7 protein-coding genes are annotated in these 4278 nt (G+C 42.6%); 2 read left to right on the forward strand and 5 right to left on the reverse strand.

Annotated features, from left to right (window positions below; translation table 11 throughout):
- The first annotated feature begins 109 nt into the window (after positions 1-109).
- Positions 110-835: an RNA-guided endonuclease InsQ/TnpB family protein gene (locus AABK37_RS40655; protein WP_432557056.1), complete on the forward strand. Its 726-nt coding sequence runs from the start codon at positions 110-112 to the stop codon at positions 833-835.
- A 16-nt stretch (positions 836-851) separates the two neighbouring features.
- Here AABK37_RS40655 and ylqF read toward each other — a convergent pair whose 3' ends face one another.
- The 5 genes from ylqF to fdhD form a co-directional block, all read right to left on the reverse strand.
- Positions 852-1754 carry a ribosome biogenesis GTPase YlqF gene (ylqF, locus tag AABK37_RS40660; RefSeq protein WP_432557057.1) on the reverse strand — a complete coding sequence of 301 codons (903 nt, stop codon included), beginning with the start codon at positions 1752-1754 and terminating at the stop codon, positions 852-854.
- A complete protein-coding gene (locus tag AABK37_RS40665; protein WP_432557058.1) occupies positions 1732-1938 on the reverse strand; it encodes a hypothetical protein in 207 nt (68 codons plus the stop codon). Before AABK37_RS40665 ends, ylqF begins: the two co-directional genes overlap by 23 nt.
- A complete protein-coding gene (locus tag AABK37_RS40670) occupies positions 1931-2314 on the reverse strand; it encodes a VOC family protein (protein WP_432557059.1) in 384 nt (127 codons plus the stop codon). Before AABK37_RS40670 ends, AABK37_RS40665 begins: the two co-directional genes overlap by 8 nt.
- Positions 2315-2404: 90 nt before the next feature.
- Complete coding sequence (locus tag AABK37_RS40675) at positions 2405-2953, reverse strand: VOC family protein (protein ID WP_432557060.1); 549 nt, start codon at positions 2951-2953, stop codon at positions 2405-2407.
- A gap of 45 nt (positions 2954-2998) precedes the next feature.
- On the reverse strand, positions 2999-3814 hold the full coding sequence (fdhD, locus tag AABK37_RS40680) for a formate dehydrogenase accessory sulfurtransferase FdhD (protein ID WP_432557061.1): 816 nt from the start codon (positions 3812-3814) through the stop codon (positions 2999-3001).
- 18 nt (positions 3815-3832) lie between these two features.
- On the opposite strand from fdhD, the gene AABK37_RS40685 reads away from it, so the two are divergent.
- A complete protein-coding gene (locus AABK37_RS40685) occupies positions 3833-4195 on the forward strand; it encodes an O-methyltransferase (RefSeq protein ID WP_432557062.1) in 363 nt (120 codons plus the stop codon).
- The last annotated feature ends 83 nt before the right edge of the window (positions 4196-4278 follow it).

Here is a 4278-nt window from a genome sequence, read left to right on the forward strand (position 1 = left end):
GTCTTTTAAGACGATTGCGTTGGTCTCTTAATCATACGCCCCGAAGTGCGCCGTCTTCTCCCTTACACCCTAACCATGCAACCCCACACCCTTCTTGTTGACCAAAAGAATGGGATACAAGCCCCATCCTTCTAGGGATGCTAAAAACCAAAGCATCGGAATTGACTTGGGAATTAAAACTTTTGCGGTGATGAGTAATGGGGAGAAAGCTGTAAGTCCTAGTTATTCCAAACAAGACCGCAAGATTCGTAAACTTCAGAAAAAATTAGCACGTCAGCAAAAAGACTCAAATCGAAGAAACAAAACTCGCGTCAAAATCGCTAAACAACATAACAAGATAGCTGATACCCGCAAAGATTTTTTGCACAAGCTATCAACCAAAGTGGTGAGCGAGAACCAAACCATCATATTGGAAGACTTGAATGTATCGGGCATGGTCAAGAATCGCAAGCTTGCACGAGCTATTAGTTTGCAAGGTTGGCGGGAATTTCGGGTGTTGTGTGAGGCGAAGTCTGAAAAATCGGGTAGAACGTTTCACGCTATCAACAGGTGGGAACCAACCAGCCAAATCTGTTCAGATTGTGGTTTTAAGTGGGGTAAGCTTGATTTGTCTATTCGTTCTGTTCTGTGCCTAAACTGCGGGATTGAACAAGACAGAGATGAGAACGCCGCTAGAAATATAAACAAAGTCGGGATAGGGCATTGCCACGACTCTAAACGGACATGGAGAGAAGGTAAGACTGGCTTGCCAGCACATCGAGCGCGAAGTGTCAAGAATCACCGACCATGCGCGGGCGGTGAGTATGTCAAAGCAATATGTAGTAGGCGTGGATAGCGCCTATTTGACAGCATTAAAATGCTGACTGCGAAGCAAAATTAGGCGGTAATTCTAAGGGAATTGGACCGAGAAATCCTTTGCGAAAATCGGTTAAAAGTTGCCTTGCGGTACGCTCGACATCGCCATTGTAGCGATGCTGTGCTAAAGCGTGTAAATATGCTTCTCCGGTGTCGGTTGTGGGGTTGAGTTCGTAACGACTTTCTAAGGGTTTTTTCGGAAATGCGTTAGTCGCTACGGCTTCTAAGTACATGACTAAATCTGCGAGTGCTGATGCTACTAGTTGATTATCATAAGATGCTTCGCCAATATCGTCACAAATCGCTAACTTTAATGCGGCTTCTTGGTCTTCTAACTTTAGGGGGATGACACCAGGAGCATCGAGTAATTCTAATTGCTCAGAAATTCGCACCCAGCGCAAGGAACGAGTTACACCAGGACGAGCTGCACTTTCAACTACTCGCTTTCCCAGCAAGCGGTTAATCAAAGCTGATTTACCGACGTTGGGAAAACCAATGACTACAGCGCGGACGGGACGGGGTAGCATTCCGCGATCGCTTCTTCTTTTATTTATCTCTACTCCCGCTGCTTGTGCTGCTTTTGATACCGCACTCACACCTTGACCTTGTTGAGCATTGGTAAAATAAGGCACTTCGCCTTGGCGCTTAAACCAATCTGTCCAAAGCGATCGCGCTATTGGTGTAATCATATCTACTCGGTTTAGCACCAACACTCGCTCTTTACTTCCCACCCACTCAGTCATTTGCGGGTGATTTGTCGCTAAAGGTATGCGTGCATCTCTTACTTCCAAAACCACATCTACACGCTTTAGCTGTTCTTTAAGCTTCTTTTCAGCTTTGGCAATGTGACCGGGATACCATTGAATCAGGTTTAATTTATAATTTTGAGTTATAGACATTTGTTAGTTGTTGGTTGATAGTTGTTAGGTGTTGGGCAATGGGCAATGGGCAATGGGCAATGGGCAATGGGCAATGGGAACGTGAGAATAAAGTCAAATCTTTTTCCCACTTGGACGATGCCCACTTGGACGATGCCCACTTGGACGATGCCCACTTGGACGATGCCCCATGCCCACTATCCACTATCCACTTTAGATTGATGCAAAATTATTCTATTGCCATCAGGATCGTAAGCGTAAATTTCTCTGCCGTGAGAAGCGGTTGTGATTTCTCCTGGTGGGGGATAACCTAAAGCAGTAAGGTGAGCGATCGCATCTTCTAAGTTACTCACCTCTAAACACAAACTCATCTTACTTTTAAGTGAGTTAATAAATTCAGATTCATTAGTCTTTTTTGGTTTGAAAATACCTAATTTTACACCTGATAATTCAAACTCAGCATAAACATTTGGGATAATTTTTACTGGTTCTTTTATCAAAAAAATAGTATAAAATTTTACTAAATTTTCTAGATTAATAGTGGCTATGGTGACGAAAGCATCAGTATATTGGAAAACCATATTTATTAAATATAGCTAGGAGAAATTAGATAAATTAACTCGCAAAAAATATAGTTTTCCCAGACAATTCATCACCATAGCACGAAGAAATTAGCTTACTTGACTTAAGATTTTAGCAGGTTTATGTTGAATATCTCTTTCTGGGTCGCCTAATTCGCGTACATTCGCGGCAAATTCTAACCAGATGCCATCAGGATCGTAGAAGTAAATTGAGGAAATAAATGTAGTTTCATCAAGTTCGGGAGCAATACCAGAGGGAACATCTGCATGATGTAAAATAGGTGTCACTTTTACACCTTTGCTAATTAGTTTTTCTCGATATTCCTTAATTTTTTCGAGTGGTACTTTAAATGCCAAATGGTTCATTGAGCCATGTGCGCTGGTTAAATTGCCAGTCTGTAAGGCATCAGGTCTTGCAGACGCTATGCCTGGTGCTGCTTGTGGTGCTTGGGGAAACCAGAAAAAAGCCAAAGCATTTCCATTACCAATATCAAAAAAGAAGTGCTGTCCACCATCTGGTAATGCGATCGTTTTAATTAAATTCAGCCCAAGCGTATTGGTATAAAAGTCAACCGTGCGTGCCATATCTTTACATACTAACGCGATATGGTTGATTCCTTGGATTTGAAAGTCTTTCATATCAATTACCTGCTTGTGATATTTGCTTTTACTATTATTACTTTTTTAGGTAGTACATATTCGCTCCAAACCAGAGTATACGTTGAAGCGATCGCCACGCAAAAATCCAATTAAGGTAATTCCAAATTCTTGCGCCACAGATACTGCTAAACTGCTAGGAGCAGAAACTGCACAGACAATAGGAATCCCCGCAACTGTAGATTTTTGTAAAATCTCAAAGCTAGAGCGTCCGCTCACCATGAGAATATGATTATTTAATGGCAACTGGTCAGCCAGCAACGCCGAACCAATCAATTTATCCAAAGCATTGTGACGCCCAATATCTTCCCGCAACTTCAACAGATTTCCTTGAGCATCAAATAAAGCCGCAGCGTGCAAACTTCCAGTAGCGGTGAAAATAGCTTGAGCAGATCGCAGTTTTTCTGGTAAGCTATAAATAATCTCAGGCGTGATTGTGGGAACTGGAAGAATTACTGAGCCAGATCGCAGGCGTAAAGCTTCAAGGCTAGCTTTACCGCAAACTCCACAGGCGCTGGTAGTGTAGAAGTGTCTTTCCAAAGGCTGTAAATCTGGAATTAATCCTTCTGTTAAAGCGACATTGACAATGTTGTAACGCTGTTCGCCATCAACACAATAGCTGATGCGTTGGATATCTTTTCTAGAAGAAATTACGCCTTCGTTGTAGAGAAAACCGGCAGCTAGTTCAAAATCTGCTCCAGGCGATCGCATCGTCACAGCAATTGTCTTTTCAGGAGAAACTAACCGAATTTCTAAAGGTTCCTCGGTAGTCAGTTGATCCAGTTTAGGACGTACTTTACCATTTTCCACTACCCAGACAGTAGCTTTAGTTTTGCTCATCATAAAAATTATAAATTCTTTATGACAGCATATCGCTCAACAACGTATATTCCCCCTTTGGTTGAGCAAGCACTTAAGCTAGCAGAACAGATAGACTTTAGTGCTAGTAGCAGCATCGAGGTGGGACGGCTTTTGTATGTTTTAACAGGTCACATCCAAGAGGGGTTAATTGGTGAGATTGGAACCGGTTGCGGTGTTGGTGCTGCTTGGATAGCCAGTGCGCTTGCACCCACAGCGTCTTTTGTTACCATTGAGTTGGACGAACAAAGGTCAGAGATAGTCCGAAAGCTTTTTGAAGCAGTTCCAAATATTCGTGTAATGACTGGTGACTGGCACGCGCTTTTAAATGAAAGTCCTTTTGCCATGCTGCTATATAAAACCTAGACAAGTCTAGACATTTACTTCTTTCTTCACGGGGAGCATGGAAGCGGTTATCCCTCGGAAAGCATTCACGCCTTAGCCAGACG

It is taken from the genome of Tolypothrix sp. VBCCA 56010, from assembly GCF_050875635.1.
Classification (GTDB): Bacteria; Cyanobacteriota; Cyanobacteriia; order Cyanobacteriales; family Nostocaceae; genus Hassallia.